Origin of the sequence: Pseudochrobactrum sp. Wa41.01b-1 (genome assembly GCF_019464455.1) — a bacterium.
Lineage (GTDB): Bacteria > Pseudomonadota > Alphaproteobacteria > Rhizobiales > Rhizobiaceae > Pseudochrobactrum > Pseudochrobactrum saccharolyticum.
Window position 1 is genome coordinate 2,471,995 of sequence record NZ_CP080493.1, and the last position, 14,546, is coordinate 2,486,540.

The 14,546-nt window shown below is 53.1% G+C and carries 9 protein-coding genes; 3 read left to right on the forward strand and 6 right to left on the reverse strand.

Features of this window, described 5'->3' with window-relative positions:
• Window positions 1–82: 82 nt before the first annotated feature.
• The gene (locus K1X45_RS11490; protein WP_022710684.1) at window positions 83–574 is read right to left on the reverse strand and encodes a universal stress protein; all 492 of its coding nucleotides are present in this window, start codon (window positions 572–574) and stop codon (window positions 83–85) included.
• Window positions 575–875: 301 nt separating this feature from the next.
• Here K1X45_RS11490 and K1X45_RS11495 point away from each other — a divergent pair, with 301 nt between their 5' ends.
• The gene (locus tag K1X45_RS11495) at window positions 876–1,622 is read left to right on the forward strand and encodes a bifunctional 2-polyprenyl-6-hydroxyphenol methylase/3-demethylubiquinol 3-O-methyltransferase UbiG (RefSeq protein ID WP_220158886.1); all 747 of its coding nucleotides are present in this window, start codon (window positions 876–878) and stop codon (window positions 1,620–1,622) included.
• A gap of 41 nt (window positions 1,623–1,663) precedes the next feature.
• On the opposite strand, the gene trpS is transcribed toward K1X45_RS11495, so the two are convergent.
• The 4 genes from trpS to K1X45_RS11515 all read right to left on the reverse strand — a co-directional run bounded on the left by trpS (window position 1,664) and on the right by K1X45_RS11515 (window position 9,909).
• Window positions 1,664–2,731, reverse strand: coding sequence for a tryptophan--tRNA ligase (gene trpS, locus K1X45_RS11500; RefSeq protein WP_220158887.1), 1,068 nt, complete (start codon window positions 2,729–2,731; stop codon window positions 1,664–1,666).
• A 229-nt stretch (window positions 2,732–2,960) separates the two neighbouring features.
• Complete coding sequence (gene murJ / locus K1X45_RS11505) at window positions 2,961–4,562, reverse strand: murein biosynthesis integral membrane protein MurJ (RefSeq protein WP_220158888.1); 1,602 nt, start codon at window positions 4,560–4,562, stop codon at window positions 2,961–2,963.
• 68 nt (window positions 4,563–4,630) lie between these two features.
• Window positions 4,631–7,450: a [protein-PII] uridylyltransferase gene (locus K1X45_RS11510; protein WP_220158889.1), complete on the reverse strand. Its 2,820-nt coding sequence runs from the start codon at window positions 7,448–7,450 to the stop codon at window positions 4,631–4,633.
• A 143-nt stretch (window positions 7,451–7,593) separates the two neighbouring features.
• Window positions 7,594–9,909 carry an NADP-dependent malic enzyme gene (locus K1X45_RS11515; RefSeq protein ID WP_220158890.1) on the reverse strand — a complete coding sequence of 772 codons (2,316 nt, stop codon included), beginning with the start codon at window positions 9,907–9,909 and terminating at the stop codon, window positions 7,594–7,596.
• 507 nt (window positions 9,910–10,416) lie between these two features.
• On the opposite strand from K1X45_RS11515, the gene mutS reads away from it, so the two are divergent.
• Both mutS and K1X45_RS11525 read left to right on the forward strand, forming a co-directional pair.
• On the forward strand, window positions 10,417–13,071 hold the full coding sequence (gene mutS, locus K1X45_RS11520) for a DNA mismatch repair protein MutS (RefSeq protein WP_255560987.1): 2,655 nt from the start codon (window positions 10,417–10,419) through the stop codon (window positions 13,069–13,071).
• Window positions 13,072–13,091: 20 nt separating this feature from the next.
• Window positions 13,092–13,457 (forward strand): VOC family protein, encoded by a 366-nt coding sequence (locus K1X45_RS11525; protein WP_220158892.1) that lies wholly within the window; start codon window positions 13,092–13,094, stop codon window positions 13,455–13,457.
• Between the two features lie 40 nt (window positions 13,458–13,497).
• Here the strand turns inward: K1X45_RS11525 and K1X45_RS11530 are convergent, their stop codons facing one another.
• A complete protein-coding gene (locus K1X45_RS11530) occupies window positions 13,498–14,367 on the reverse strand; it encodes a GNAT family N-acetyltransferase (RefSeq protein WP_213596185.1) in 870 nt (289 codons plus the stop codon).
• Window positions 14,368–14,546 lie beyond the last annotated feature (179 nt).

A 14,546-nucleotide genomic window follows, 5' to 3' on the forward strand; every position in this document is an offset into this window, starting at 1 on the left:
TCTCCCGTGTTAAATGAGGGCTGTAAAGAAAATACGGCAACCATGACCACAGAGTTGCGTGATTGCTCTTAATATAGGTGTTTCAGGCGACGGCATCAATGTCATCGTCAGAAAGATCTGACGGAATGACTGTGACCGGAACAGGGAAGGATGCGCCGCGCCCTGCAATCGACTGTACCAGCGGTCCCGGACCTTCTTTGCCGGAACCGGCAGCCAGTACCAGAATGGCAATATCCTGATCTTCTTCAATCAGGCTGTGAATTTCTTCCGCAGTCTGCCCCTCGCGCACAATCAGTTCAGGCTCAATGCCGTATTGCTCACGCAATTGCGTTGCATATTTATTCAGTGCTGTCTGCGCCCGTTCCAGTGCCTCTGCCCGCATAATATTGCCGACACCAAGGAATTGCTGGAAATCAGACGGGTCGATGACGAACAGCAACACCAATGCGCCGCCGGTATTGCGCACACGGCGTGATGCATAGGCAACCGCACGTCCGCATTCGGGCGTTTCATCAATTGAGACAAGAAATTTACGGCGGTGGCCGGCTTCCCGGCTAAGACGTTTTGAAACCATGCGCGGGAATTTGCCACTCAATAGGCCCGACTGCAAGATGACAATTTTGTGGCGGGGTGAAATTTTACATATTTGCCCTATGAAAATTGCGCAGTTTTCTGTCCCAGAACCTGTGCCGTAAAATCTATGCCCGTCGTTTATATTGTGTTTTCAGGCACTTTGTGTTTGAAAGGACAGGCTATCGTCCTGCATTTCTTGCTATTTCACATTGCTGTGTAGCGGAATGATTTTTTATGTGCGGCAGAGTTTTGCGGCTTTTAAGCCTGTCTCTGCTTGCTGCGGACAAGGAAAAATTCAAAAAATGACGAAGACTTATGGCAAGCTGGCCTCGCGTGTTTACGAGTTGGATAAACCGGTCGGGCGCTCTTTCGGTGATGTGGAATTCTATCTCGAACGCCTGAAAACCATCACAGGGCCGGTTCTGGAACCGGCCACAGGCAATGGCCGTATGCTGATGCCGCTGGCACAGGCGGGGCACAGCGTCAGCGGGTTTGATCTGTCTCCTGAAATGCTTGCTTTATGCAAAGCAAATTGTGCGCAATATGGTGTGGATGCAGAGCTGAGCCTGCAGGATTTCACAACATTTCATTATGCGCAAAAATTTGCGGCTATTGTGCTGCCAGCCGGTTCTTTCCAGCTTATGACCGATGTTGTTGATGCGATGAGTTTCCTGCGACGCAGTAAAGAGGCGCTGGCTCCAAACGGCAAATTACTGCTGGATATTTCTGTGGTCGGTGATTTCATGGATCACGCACCACGTGCGCGGCACTGGCAGGATGGCGAAGATTTGCTGACCTTGCAGGAAATGCGCACTGCAACGGATTACGTCAAACAGGTGGGGACATCCCAGCTGCGTTATGAGCTATGGCAAGATACGCAACTGGTGGCAACGGAGATGGAATTATTTTCTTTACGCTGGTGGGGCGTGTTTGAGCTGGAACTGGCACTGCGCGAGGCCGGTTTTACGCAAATCAAAATCTACGGCGATTATCAGTCAGGCGATTTTGATGCGGGCTCGGTTGGTACTCTGACCTTCGAGGCGCAATAGAAATAAAAGAGGCAGGGAATTCCCTGCCTTTTTTTGTATTTTTACTTCTGCAGAAAGCCGACAATATCACGCACATTGTGCATGGTTTCTTCGGCAATCACGCTTGCGCGTTCACCGCCGTCACGCAGAACTGCATCAATATAAGCCGGATCGGCTACCAGACGGCGCATTTCATGGGTGATCGGTGAAAGCTGCGCAACTGCGAGTTCTGCAAGCGATGCTTTGAACTCTGAGAACTGCTTGCCGCCGAAATCACGCAATACGGCTGCCTTGTCCGTGTTGGTCAGAGCCGCGAAGATACCGATCAGATTATCCGCTTCCGGACGGCCTTCCAGACCTTCAACTTCTGAAGGAATAGCATCGGCATCAGTCTTGGCTTTGCGGATCTTCTTGGTGATGGTGTCTTCATCATCAATCAGATTGATACGTGACAGATCGGATGGATCGGATTTCGACATTTTCTTGGTGCCGTCACGCAGCGACATGATACGCATCGCAGGGCCTGAAATCAGCGGTTCTGTGATCGGGAAAAAGCCCGATACAGTTTCATCACCAACAGCCATTTCCACGCCGATGCCGAGCGAGGCAATACGGTCGGAATAGTCATTGTTGAATTTCTGCGCAATGTCACGTGTCAGTTCAAGATGCTGTTTCTGATCGTCTCCAACCGGCACGGCGGTGGCACGGTAGAGCAGAATGTCAGCAGCCATCAGGCTCGGATAGGCCAGCAGACCCAGCGAGGCATTTTCGCGGTCTTTACCGGCTTTGTCCTTGAACTGCGTCATGCGGTTCATCCAGCCGATACGAGCAATACAGTTGAACACCCATGCAAGTTCCGCATGCTGACGTACGCGGCTCTGATTAAAGACAATGCTCTTTTTCGGATCAAGACCGGCAGCCAGATAGGCGGCAGTGAGTTCACGCGTGGAATTTAAAAGTTCCACCGGATCCGGCAGAATAGTCAGCGCATGCATATCAACAACGCAATAGACGCAATCATTTACATCCTGCAAGGCAACCCAGCGTTTGATTGCGCCAAGATAATTGCCGAGGTGAAGATTGCCGGTTGGTTGTGCGCCGGAGAAAATGCGTTCTTTGAAGGTGTTCATTCTTGATAAATCCTGAAGCTGGTGGAGAGCCGGTCGAGCGTGATTATCGTCGAAACGTAAGGTTTGATAATCAGGGATGCTCTGGGGTTGCTTTTAAGGCTGGCATATGTGGTTTGGACGCATGCTGCCAGTCTTGGCTAAAAAGTTTGGATTATAAAAAATATCCGGAAGGCAGGCGTGTAATCCTGTCTTCCGGATGTGTTATTACTGCCAGAGTGCTGAAAAGCAATCAAGCGGAAATATCTGTATTCTCCGGCGTTGCCGCTGCTTTTTTACGGCGGCGCATATTGCCTTTCAGGGCGGAGAGGCTGGCACCGCCAATGGCAAAAACCGTTGCAAAATAAACAATCATGCTGCCGATCACGAGCAGGCCGAGCGTTGTTGCCTGCACCAGTAGTCCTGCCTGCCTGCTCAAATAGGTCTCAAAATATTGAGCGGCAAAATACAGAGCTGCGGCCATGATGCTTGCTGCGATAATCAGGCGCGGAATACGGCGGATGAGACCGGCATCATAATCCCAATGTTTACGCCAGATCAGAACGGACAGCAGCAGAACGGCATTGACCCAACCGGCAGTGATTTCCGCCGTCGCAATGCCGGTAGGGCCGAGACGCGGGAACAGGATCAGCGCCAGTGTCACATTCACCACCACCGAAATACCGGCAAAGATCATCGGTGTGCGGGTATCCTCACGGGCAAAGAACCCCGGAATAAAGGCTTTAATCAGCACAAAGGCTGGCAGGCCGAGACCGTAAACTGCGAGAATTTGTGAAACAATCAGCGTGGATTCCGGGCCGAACTGCCCGCGTTCAAACAACAGGCGCACCAGTGGTTCGGAGAAAACCAGCAGGGCTGCCGCCGCAGGCAATGTCAGGAACAGAGTGAATTCGACAGAACGGTTCTGCAGATTTCCGGCTTCCTGCATATGGCCGCCGCGCAAGGCACGCGACAATTCCGGCAGCAGAACTGTGGCAACAGCAATGCCGACCACACCGAGCGGCAGCTGATAGAACCGGTCAGCATAAACGAGAGAGGACACAGCACCATCTGAGCCGGATGCAATATTGGTATTAATCAGCAGATTGATCTGCGTAATGCCGCCGGTAATCGCGGCAGGCAGTGCCAGCACCAGCAAGCGGCGTACATTGGGGGTCAGTTTCGGGCGGCGAAAGCCGATTTTGATACCAGCGCGGCGTACTGCAAACCAGACAATAGCGAGCTGTACCAGACCTGCCGCCATCACACCCCATGACAAGGCATAACCGATTTGCAGCGGGTCGTAATTCTGCGCCCATGCCAGCAGCAGCGCGCCGATCAGAATGAAATTCAGGAAAACCGGCGCAATGGCTGCCGCGAAATATTTATGCAGGCTGTTGAGCATACCGCCCATCATCGCTGCCAGCGACATACAGGCGAGATAGGGGAACATGATCATCGCCAGATTGACCGTATTCTCAAACTTCACCGGATCACTGGTGAAGCCCGGTGCAATAACTGTACTGACCAGAAACGGCATGGAAAGTTCCATGGCGATGGTCAGGCCGAGAAGAATGGTGAACAGCACCCCAAAGACTTCTTCAGAAAAGCGCTTGGCACCATCCATACCATTTTGCTCGATCTCTTTGGCAAAGAGCGGCACGAAGGCAGCATTGAATGCACCCTCAGCAAATAAGCGCCGGAAAGTATTTGGAAAGCGGAAAGCGGTGTTGAAAGCATCCGCAACAGGACCGGTTCCGAGAAAAGCTGCCATCAGCATTTCACGGGTAAAGCCGAAGATTCTGCTCATCAGCGTGCCGGAAGCAACAGTTGCAAATTTTTTCAGCAGGCTCATGAATTCATCTCGTGAATAGGGAAGGACATGCAGGCAATGCGGCAGACTTTAAAAAGGCGCAAGCCGGATTAACCTGCCGTTTCGCGCAATTTTTTCGGATCGCCGTTTTTGTTATCTGGTGCTCTGCTATCACTCCCGCTCTTGTCAAACAAGCTGAGGAGGCGTTTCTGGATATTGGCCTGCTTGGTCGTACCTGTAATTTTTTGCCCGTCGAGACCGGTGACATAGAAAGTATCAATCACTTTCTCACCGAATGTCGTAATATGCGCCGAGGCAATATTGAGCGAAAGATCGGAAATCGCATTGGTAATTTCCGACAAGAGACCGGTGCGATCCAGCCCTTTGACCTCAATCACTGTGAATTTCTCCGAGAGCGTATTGTTGATATGCACCCGCGGCGTGACATGAAAAGCACGAGCAGAGCGCCGTGCTTTAGTCTTGCGTGCCAGAACCTCCGGCAGATAGGTGGTGCCGGTCAGCACATCTTCAATCAGTTGACCAACACGCGCAGCACGGCGCATTTCATCATCATTGGTGTCGAATTCGCGGCTGATGAGGATGGTATCGAGCGCCCGCCCGTCCGTGGTGGTGAAAATCTGTGCATCCACAATATTGGCACCTGCCGCTGCACAAGCACCGGCAATAATTGACAGCAGGCGCGGATGATCGGGCGACAGAATGGTCAGTTCAGTCACTGCTTCAAACTCATGCGGGCGTGCCAGAATGTTGAGGATTTTGCCCGCTTCATCGCTGGCGCGGATGAAATCCGCATGGCGCTTCTGGTCTTCCTGCGGCACGGTCAGCATATAATTATCATAATGCAGCGCCAGAACAGCTTTCCGCTTGTCCTCCGGCCAGTCGCCAAGCTGCTCGGCCAGCTGGCAGCGTGCCTGATTGCTGCGTTCGGTCTGGCTCACTTCCGAGAAGCCACCGGTCAGCAGTAATTCTGTTTCATGATAGAGGGTGCGCAGTAACTGACCTTTCCAGCCGTTCCAGACGCCGGGGCCGACCGCTTTAATATCGCAGATTGTTACCAGCAGCAGTAGTTTCAACCGCTCGGTGGTCTGAACAATAGCGGCAAAATCGGCAATGGTTTTGCGGTCATTCAGATCGCGCGATTGCGCAACCTTGCTCATGGTCAGATGTTCCTGCACCAGCCATGCCACCAATTCTGTCTCTGACGGATTAAGCCCGAAACGCGGGCATAATTTACGGGCGATTTTGGCTCCGGCGGTGGAGTGATCCTCCGGCCTGCCTTTGGCAATATCGTGCAGCAGCAAGGTCACATAGAGAAGATGCCGGTCGTTTTTGAGTGTCGGCAACAGGCTGTGGGCGAGCGGATGCTCGTTTTTCAGCGTCTCATGTTCAATCTCGGACATGATGGCGATGCAGCGCAGCAGATGCTCATCAACGGTATAATGATGATACATATTAAACTGCATCATCGCGACGATCTTGCCAAAATCAGGAATGAATTGCCCCAGCACCCCGGATTCATTCATGCGGCGCAATGTGCGTTCCGGCGTGCGCGGCGAGGCAACAATTTCCAGAAACAGCCGGTTGGCTTCCTTGTCATTGCGCACATCGCTTTTGATCAGTTTCAGCGAGCGGCTGACGCGCTGAATGACATGCGGGTGATATTGCAGCCCGTGTTTATCAGCGAGATAGAACAGCCGGATCAGATTGACCGGATCACGCTGAAACACCTCATCATCAGCAATATTGATGCGGTTATGGTCGAGAATGAAGTCCGTACTGCCGGCAATTTTGCGCTTTTTGCGGGTCAGTGTGGAATAGATCTGGCCGGTGCCCGGTGTTTCTTTGAACTGCTCTTCTTCCAGCGCTGCACTGATGATGCGGGTCAGATCACCGACATCCTTGGCGACCAGAAAATAATGTTTCATGAAGCGTTCAACACCGGTCTGCCCCGGATGATCCGTGTAGCCAAGGCGGGTGGCAATCTCGCGCTGAATGTCGAAGGACAGGCGTTCTTCCGCCTTGCCATAGAGAAAATGCATATGGCAGCGTACTGCCCAGAGAAAATCATCGGCCTTGCTGAACAATTTTGCTTCGCTGCGGGAGAAAACGCCACGTTTAATCAGCTCTTCCGTGGAATGAACACGGTAAATATATTTGGCAATCCAGAACAGGGTTTGCAGGTCGCGCTGCCCGCCTTTGCTCTCTTTAACATTCGGCTCGACCAGATAGCGCGTTGAACCCGCTTTTTTGTGGCGGATATCGCGCTCAATCAGCTTGGCCTGCACAAATTCCGCACCGCTGTCGGCAACGATCTCCTGATCGAAACGGGTGGTGAGTTCGTCAAAAAGCTCTTGGCTGCCGGTGAGAAAGCGCGCTTCAAGCAGTGAAGTGCGGATGGTCATATCCTCGCGCGACAGGCGGATAGCATCATCAATATTGCGCGTGGAATGGCCGACTTTCAGCCCCATATCCCAGAGCATATAGAGCATATATTCCACAACCTGCTCGCCCCATGGTGTTTGCTTATAGGGCAGCAGAAACAGCAGATCGATATCAGAACCCGGTGCCAGACCGCCGCGTCCGTAACCGCCGACAGCGATAATGGCGAGGCTTTCCGCTTTGGACGGGTTCACCGCCGGATAAATATGCTCAACGGTAAAATCATAAAGCGCGGCAATGATCTGATCCATCAATCCGCTGATGCGTCTGGCACAGGCAATACCGCCGCCGTCTTCCAGCAACATGGTCTCGGCACGGGCTTTACCGTCTTTCCATGTGGTTTTTAGTGTTTTCAGAACCTGATTGCGCATCTGGTCTTTGCTTGCATCTGCGTTGACGATCTCTGTGAGCGCGGCAGCAAGCGCCTGCCTGTCAATGATGCGGTCAAGATGAAGATCGGACAAGCGCATGGATCATGGTTCCGTAGTAGCAAAGTTACGATGCAGAAAACTGAGCATGGATTAAAGCTGAACGCAACGGTAAGTCTGCATTGTGCTTTAAACAAAAAAGGCCGGAGAGTGCTCCGGCCTTTTGAGTTTGGTTACTGAAATAATCAGTTGGTTGCCGCATAGGCGGCAAAGGCCGCCATATTGGCAATGTCGGAATCCTTGGCGCTCAGCGGTACGATCTGCACAGCCTTGTCGAGACCGGTCAGCAACGGGCCGATCAGTGTTGCGCCGCCCAGTTCCTGCAGCATATCAGCGGCGATGGAGGCCGCATGATAATCCGGCATCACCAGCACATTGGCAGGGCCTGTCAGGCGGGTGAACGGATAGGATTCCATCAGCTTGCCGTTGAGAGCCACATCGGCACTCATTTCACCGTCAAATTCAAAGTCTACATGGCGTTTTTCGAGAATACGCACGGCTTCCTGAATCTTTTCCGAGCGTGCACCGGACATATGACCGAAGGTGGAATAAGCCAGCATGGCAACGCGCGGCACATAGCCCATGCGGCGTGCAACATTGGCGGCTTCCACGGCGATATCAGCCAGTTCTTCCGCTGTCGGCTGTTCATGCACCGCAGTATCGGCGATGAAAACGGTACGGCCACGGCACAAAGCCAGCGATACACCGATCATCCGGTGTCCCGGTTTCACATCAATCACGCGGCGCACATCTTCAATGCTGGTGGCATAATTGCGGGTTACGCCGGTAACCATGCCGTCCGCATCGCCCATGGCGACCATGCAGGCCGCAAAATGGTTGCGGTCATTATTGATCATGCGCTGGCAGTCGCGGAACAGGTAGCCTTTACGCTGCAATTTCTCATAGAGATAATCGGCATATTCCGAGGTGCGCTTGGACAGACGGGCATTGGTGATTTCAATGCCGATTTTGTCAAGGTCGATACCGGCCTGTTCGGCTGTCTCACGAATGCGGTCTTCACGGCCGAGCAGAATGGCTTTACCCAAACCCTGCGATGTGAAGGAAACGGCAGCGCGGATGATTTGCGGCTCTTCACCTTCGGCAAAAATCACGCGCTTGGTATGACGGCGGATACGGTCATAAATACCGGTCATTGTCGAGGCGATCGGATCGCGGCGTGCAGCCAGAGACCGTGCATAGGCATCCAGATCTTCAATCGGCTTACCGGCAACACCGCTGTCCATTGCGGCTTTGGCAACAGCAACCGGAATTGTGGAGAGCAGGCGCGGATCAAACGGCACAGGAATGATGTAATTCGGGCCGAAACGCGGACGGTTGCCCTGATAGGCGGCAGCCACATCATCCGGCACATCCGTGCGTGCCAGTTCTGCCAGCGCATTGGCGGCGGCAACTTTCATCGCATCATTGATGGTGGTGGCGCGAACATCGAGCGCACCGCGGAAAATATACGGGAAGCCGAGGACGTTGTTGACCTGGTTCGGATAGTCGGAGCGACCGGTCGCGACGATCGCATCGGAGCGGATGGCTGCCACTTCTTCCGGTGTGATTTCCGGATCAGGATTGGCCATGGCGAAGATAATCGGATTATCGGCCATGGAGCGAACCATATCTTCGGTCAGCGCGCCTTTAGCGGAAACACCGAAGAAAATATCCGCGCCTTCCATGGCTTCCGCCAATGTGCGCTTGTCAGTCTTGACTGCATGGGCGGATTTCCACTGGTTCATACCTTCAGTACGACCCTGCCAGACCACGCCCTTGGTGTCACATAGCGTTACATTTTCGGACGCAAAGCCCATGGCTTTGACCAGTTCGATACAGGCGATACCGGCAGCACCGGCACCGTTACAAACCATTTTGGTGGTCTTCAGGTCACGGCCGGTGAGGTGCAGAGCATTGATCATACCGGCAGCGGCGATAATCGCAGTACCATGCTGGTCATCGTGGAAAACCGGAATATTCATCAGCTCGCGCAGGCGGCTTTCGATGACGAAGCACTCAGGTGCTTTGATGTCTTCCAGATTGATACCGCCGAAGCTCGGGCCGAGATAGCGTACGGAATTGATGAATTCTTCCACATCGGTGGTATCGACTTCGAGATCGATGGAATCCACATCGGCAAAGCGCTTGAACAGCACCGACTTGCCTTCCATCACCGGCTTGGAAGCCAGTGCGCCGAGATTGCCGAGACCCAGAATGGCGGTGCCATTGGAGATCACGGCAACCATATTACCCTTGGATGTATAGTCATAGGCCTTGGCGGGATCTTCCGCGATCGCTTTGACCGGTACAGCAACACCCGGAGAATAGGCCAGCGACAGATCGCGCTGGGTAGCCATTGGTTTGGTCGGAGTAATTTCCAGCTTGCCCGGACGTCCGCGGGAGTGGAAATCCAGCGCTTCCTGTTCTGTCAGGGATGTGCCTTTTCCGGCTTGTGGTTTCTGGCCAGATTGCGGCTTCTGGGTGGTCTTATCGTTGGTCATTGACCCCTCCGATTTTCTCTGCGAGGGCGGTTGTCAGCTTATGCAGCGTGAACGGCCATAGTATTATAATATATTGAAACATCCTTCGGATGGCTGGGCAGTGTGTTTATATCAAGTCGGCCTGTTTGTGTAGCGCAATATTTGAAAAGATTCCGATGTTCAAAGACAATATTCGTATAATCGGCGCATTCCGGCGAAAATCACGGGGATATAAGCAACTGGCTGCTTCACAGGGCTTTGTTCGAAGTTTTAAACTGAAGCGTATCCCGAAAAGTGTGAAGCAGTTTTCGGAGCAAGATACGCGGAAAACAAAATGGCAGAGCATTTCCTATTGGTTTAATCAAAACCGGAAATGCTCGTGCAGGATTTTGAGAAATTATTTCAGGAACATGTGTATTCCCTATGACGCAGCATGATACAGCCTCAGTAAAACCTGACCGGACGCCTGAACTCGCAGATGAGCCGCAGAGCACTTATGATGCAGGTCTCACCGCGCGTCCGACGCCGATGATGGAACAATATATTGAGATCAAGGCTGCCTATCCCGACAGCTTGCTGTTCTATCGTATGGGCGATTTTTACGAGCTGTTTTTCAATGATGCGATTGAGGCATCAGAGGCTCTCGGGATCACACTGACCAAGCGCGGCAAACATCTGGGTGAAGATATTCCGATGTGCGGTGTGCCGGTGCATACGGCAGATGATTATTTGCAGCGTCTGATCGGCAAGGGCTTCCGCGTGGCCGTCTGTGAGCAGGTGGAAGATCCGGCTGAGGCGAAGAAACGCGGCTCCAAATCCGTGGTCAAACGCGATGTGATCCGACTTGTCACGCCGGGCACGATCACCGAAGAAAAACTGCTTGATCCGGCGCGTGCTAACTTTCTGATGATACTTGGCCGCGTAAAAGGTGCGGAAGAAGGTCGGCTGTCGCTGGCATGGATTGATATTTCCACCGGCCAGTTCCGCATGACGGAAACCACGCCTGAAAAACTCTATGCCGATATTATGCGCGTTGATCCGAGCGAGCTGATCGTGCCGGAAACCGCCTTTCAGGATCCGCAAATCCGTCCGGTACTGGATCTGCTCGGGCGTATTGTCATGCCACAACATCCGAGCCTGTTTGAAAGTTCAACGGCAGAAGAACGCATCAAGCGTTATTACGGCGTGGCAACTTTGGATGGTTTCGGTGAATTCAACCGCACCGAACTTTCCGCCATTTCCGGTGCCATTGCATATTTAGAGAAAACCCAGATTGCCGAGCGCCCGCCGCTGATGCGGCCAGAACGTGAGACGGATGGGTCGTCGCTGTTTATTGATCCGGCAACCCGCGCCAATCTGGAACTGATGCGCACGCTCTCCGGCAATCGTGAAGGCTCATTGCTCAAGGCGGTTGACCGCACGGTCACCGGTGCCGGTGCACGCCTGCTGGCCGAGCGCCTGACAGCGCCGCTGACTGAGCCGGAAAAAATTACTACAAGACAGGATTCGGTCGCGTTTTTCTTAAGTGAAACACCCTTGGCACAGGGGCTGCGTGCTGCTTTGCGCGGTGTGCCGGATATGCCGCGTGCCTTGTCACGTCTGGCGGTCGGGCGCGGTGGTCCGCGTGATCTTGGTGCCCTGCATGCCGGTTTCCAGGCGGCACATCTGGTGCGCCAACTGTTTCAGGATAAGCAATTGCCGGAAGAGCTGGCACAAGCCTGCCGCTCTATCCTCGCATTGCCGGAAGATTATGCGCAATTGCTTGATCAGACTTTGGCGGAAGAACTGCCATTGCTGAAACGTGATGGCGGTTTTATCCGCACGGGCTATCGTGCCGAGCTGGATGAAATGCGCAGTCTCCGTGATCAGTCGCGTCGCGTGATTGCCGGACTTCAGGCTGATTACATGGAAGAGACGGGCGTAAAATCGCTCAAGATCAAGTATAATAATGTGCTGGGCTATTTCATCGAGGTGACTGCCAATAATGCCGGTGCACTGACCGATACGGATGAGGCCAAAGCACGGTTTATCCATCGCCAGACTATGGCCAGCGCCATGCGTTTCACCACAACAGAGCTGGCGGAGCTTGAAACCAAAATTGCCAATGCCGCTGATCGTGCACTGTCGATTGAACTGGCAATTTTCGAAGAATTAATCCGTCACACAGTTGAAAATGCCGATGCTATTCGTGCCGGTGCTGCGGCTCTTGGCGTGATGGATGTGTCGGCAGCGCTGAGTGTTTTGGCCGATGAGCAGGGCTATTGCCGTCCGAAGGTGGACGATAGTCTGAATTTTGCCATTGATGGTGGCCGTCATCCGGTTGTCGAGCAGGCGCTGAAAAAACAGGCCGCTAATCCTTTCGTGGCCAATGATTGTGACCTGTCTCCGCTGGGCGATCAGAAATTCGGCGCGATCTGGCTTTTGACCGGTCCCAATATGGGCGGTAAATCGACCTTCCTGCGCCAGAATGCATTGATCGCAATCCTTGCACAGATGGGCTCTTACGTTCCGGCTACATCTGCGCATATCGGTATTGTTGATCGTCTGTTCAGCCGTGTCGGTGCATCGGATGATCTGGCGCGTGGCCGTTCTACCTTCATGGTGGAAATGGTTGAAACCGCCGCCATTCTCAATCTCGCCGGTGAGCGCTCACTGGTCATTCTCGATGAAATCGGTCGTGGTACTGCAACCTTCGACGGGTTGTCGATTGCCTGGGCGAGTGTGGAATATCTGCACGAGAAAAATCGTTGCCGCGCTTTGTTCGCCACACATTTTCATGAAATGACGGCACTGTCAGAGAAGCTGGCACGACTTGCCAATGTCACCATGCGGGTGAAAGAGTGGGAAGGCGATGTCGTGTTCCTGCACGAAGTGGCCAAAGGTGCCGCTGACCGCTCCTATGGTGTGCAGGTTGCCCGTCTTGCCGGTCTGCCGGATGCGGTGGTTGAACGGGCGCGCGATGTACTGCATCGCTTAGAGGAGGGCGAAACCTCCGGCAAGGCTGAAAAGATCATTGATGATCTGCCGCTCTTTGCTGTCGTTGCCAAGCCGCGTGAGGTTGCAAAACCGGCGCAGGACAGTGCATTGCTGAGCGCTGTGAGCGAGATCAATCCGGATGATTTAACACCGCGCGAGGCGCTGGAAGCCTTGTACCACCTGAAGCAATTGTCGGTTAAAAGCTAAATTCTGACAGGAGAATTTATATGGCAGTTCTGAGGATCGTAGCTAATCTGGTAGGCTCTGATCTTCAGGCTGCACGGGTCTTTTATGAGGAGCTGCTGGGGCTGGATGTGATTATGGATCACGGTTGGATCGTAACGCTGGCTGCCGGAGCGACCGCAGAAAACAGGCCCGTCCAACAGCTCAGTTTAGCGACAGAGGGCGGCGGCGGAACGGATGTGCCCCGTCTTTCCATTGAGGTCGATAATCTGGATGAAGTCTATCATCGCGCACAGGCTGCAGGATTTGAGATCACCTATCCGCTCACGGAGGAGCCGTGGGGTGTGCAGCGTTTTTATGTCCGTGATCCGCTCGGATATGTCATAAATATCTTATCGCATCAGATATAAAAAAGACCGGTATATTGCCGGTCTTTTTGTTTTCATAACATCATACAAAACGGTCAGCTTCAGCGCCGTAATAATTGATGTAGCGACTGGAAATACGCTCGACCGGCAGAACAATCAGCACATCCGTGGTGCCGAACTGATGGTCAACCACTGCACCGTCACCGATCATCGCGCCGAGGCGCAGATAACCTTTGATCAGCGGCGGCATGGAGAACAATGCCACTTTCGGATTGATGGCTTCCTGCGGAACAATATCCATCGAGCGGTAATGCTGCTCAAGCGCACGCACATCCCATTCCGCATCGGCGCGGCAATTATGATGCAAGAAAGACAGCGGCAGTGCATGGGCTTCCGGCACCGTACCGTGGAATGAGGCGCAGCCGAACATCACTTCAATCCTGTGCTGCCGGCAATAGGACCAGATGCCCTGCCACAGCAATTCAACCGTACGCTTGGAGCGGTATTCCGGCTTGACGCAGGAGCGGCCGAGCTCAAGAAATTGCAGGCCGGGCTTGCGTTCAAGCAGTTTGGTGATTTCATATTCACCGGCAGAATAGAATGTATGACCTGCCGCGAGCATGTCGCTGCGCATCAGCCGGTATGTGCCGACAAGCTGCTCTGCCTCACCACCGGAGATTGATGTGTCATAAACCACCAGATGATCACAGATCGCATCATAATGGTCGCTGTCGCGTTCTTCGAGAATGGTATTCTGAGATTTTTGCGCACCGAGCTCGGTGTAAAAGACATCGTAGCGCAGTTTTTGCGCAATACGGATCGTGTCCGGATTATCCGCAATCCGCACAATAAGACTGCCCATACGCCCCAGTATCTGGCCGGTCAGTGAAGAAAAACCGGCATCAGCTAAAATGGCGCCTATTTCAAGCGTATCTGGTGGTGTTTGCTTCATGCGTGCATCATGCGCGGTTTGTGAAAAAATTCCAAGAGCCTGTGGCAAGATATATCCTCCGCCGGATTCAACTGTCTCAGTGCTGTCCGCAAGTATTTTGTCTGCTTAGCCACGTTTCTGAGTTGCGGTATTTATAGAGGATGTCTGCGTCAGGCATGTGACATATGCCTTTTAGATTG

What these genes read in the sequence shown, in the direction of transcription:
- K1X45_RS11490 (WP_022710684.1), bottom strand. Translation starts at nt 574, where the DNA reads ATGGTTTCAAAACGTCTTAGCCGGGAAGCCGGCCACCGCCGTAAATTT.
- K1X45_RS11495 (WP_220158886.1), top strand. Translation starts at nt 876, where the DNA reads ATGACGAAGACTTATGGCAAGCTGGCCTCGCGTGTTTACGAGTTGGAT.
- trpS (WP_220158887.1), bottom strand. Translation starts at nt 2,731, where the DNA reads ATGAACACCTTCAAAGAACGCATTTTCTCCGGCGCACAACCAACCGGC.
- murJ (WP_220158888.1), bottom strand. Translation starts at nt 4,562, where the DNA reads ATGAGCCTGCTGAAAAAATTTGCAACTGTTGCTTCCGGCACGCTGATG.
- K1X45_RS11510 (WP_220158889.1), bottom strand. Translation starts at nt 7,450, where the DNA reads ATGCGCTTGTCCGATCTTCATCTTGACCGCATCATTGACAGGCAGGCG.
- K1X45_RS11515 (WP_220158890.1), bottom strand. Translation starts at nt 9,909, where the DNA reads ATGACCAACGATAAGACCACCCAGAAGCCGCAATCTGGCCAGAAACCA.
- mutS (WP_255560987.1), top strand. Translation starts at nt 10,417, where the DNA reads ATGATGGAACAATATATTGAGATCAAGGCTGCCTATCCCGACAGCTTG.
- K1X45_RS11525 (WP_220158892.1), top strand. Translation starts at nt 13,092, where the DNA reads ATGGCAGTTCTGAGGATCGTAGCTAATCTGGTAGGCTCTGATCTTCAG.
- K1X45_RS11530 (WP_213596185.1), bottom strand. Translation starts at nt 14,367, where the DNA reads ATGAAGCAAACACCACCAGATACGCTTGAAATAGGCGCCATTTTAGCT.